At 65.4% G+C, this 1553-nt stretch carries 1 protein-coding gene; it reads left to right on the forward strand.

Translation table 11 applies throughout. The features are described 5' to 3' along the window. On the forward strand, positions 1–1553 hold a 1553-nt coding region (locus HB633_RS30520), incomplete at both ends, for a condensation domain-containing protein (RefSeq protein ID WP_255581303.1).

Consider the following 1553-nt stretch of genomic DNA (forward strand, 5'->3'; position numbering starts at 1 on the left):
TGTGGATCAGGTCGGTGTGTCCGACGACTTCTTCGCGTGCGGCGGCCATTCCCTGCTGGCGATCAGGCTCATCGACCGGATGGCGGTCCATGGGCTGCGGGTCGACGTCAGACGGCTGTTCGAGCACCCCGTCATGGGCGAGCTGGCGACCGCGATCGATACCGGGCCGGGACGCGCGCAGGCGAGCAAAGTACCCGGGAACGGGATTCCCGCCGCTTGTGCGACGTTGACGCCCGACATGCTGACGCTCGTCTCGTTCGGGGAACCCGACATCGACCGCCTGGTCGCGTCGGTGGACCGTGGCGCGAGCAATGTCGAAGACGTCTATCCGTTGACGTCGTTGCAGGAAGGCATGCTGTTCCATCACCGGCTCGATGCCGCTCATGATCCGTATTTAAGCACGACGCGCATGGTGTTCGATACACCCGCCCGGATGCACGCATTCCTTGCTGCGTTGCAGGCCGTCATCGACCGTCACGACGTGTTGCGCACGTCGTTCCTCTGGAGCGATCTGCCCCATCCGGTGCAGATCGTCTGGCGTAGCGCGCCATTGAGCATCGAACGCGTAGCGCAAGGACAGACTGGCGGGGCGTCACTGGACTTGCGCTGCGCGCCGCTGATGAAAGCGCGCATCGTCGCCGGGGACGACGGCGACGACGGCGGCATGGCCACGCTCGAACTGCTGCATCACCATCTAACGATCGACCACATCACACTGGAAATACTGGTGTTGGAGGTGGCGCGACATCTTGACGGCCACGCGCCCCAGCTGTCCCAGGCTGAGCCGTTTCGCAATTTCGTGGCCCGCACACTGGATTATCGCTACGACGAGCGGCACGCCGGTTTTTTCCGCAATCTGCTGGGCGACGTCGACGCACCGACGCTGCCGTTCGGGCTTGTCGACGTGGCGATGCGTGCCGGATCGCTTCGCGAGGCACGTCTGGCTGTCGCGCCGGGACTTGCGACGCGCATCAGGCGCTGCGCGCGCGAGCGCGGCGTGGGAGCCGCGTCGCTTTGGCATCTTGCTGCCGCGCGTCTGATCGGCGCGGCCGCGCAACGCGACGACGTGGTGTTCGGCACTGTGTTGTCGGGACGCATGGAACAGGGCATGGCGCCCGATCGGGCCATGGGTCTGTTCATGAACACGCTGCCGTTGCGCGTCCGGCTCGATGCTGCAGGCGTAGGGGTGGCGCTCGGTACCGTGCATCGCGACCTGCTCGGTCTGCTCGAGCATGAACATACGCCCCTGCCGGTGGCCGTACGGTGCAGCGTGCTACCGGCCGGCACGCCGTTGTTCTCGGCGCTGCTGAACTATCGCCACAGCGAGGAGGTGAGCGCGATCCAGCATCTCGACGGCATCCGCGTCGTCAGCAATACGGAGCGCACCAACTATCCGCTGACACTGACGGTCGACGATTTCAGCACCGCGTTCGGGATCGAGATCCAGGTCGGCGACGGCCGCGACGCAGCTTATCTGTGCACGATGCTGCACGACGTCATGGACAACCTCGTCGACGCGCTCGAGTGCGACAGTGAGCTTGCGCCGATACGCG

Source organism: Caballeronia sp. dw_276 (assembly GCF_018449635.1).
Classification (GTDB): domain Bacteria; phylum Pseudomonadota; class Gammaproteobacteria; order Burkholderiales; family Burkholderiaceae; genus Caballeronia.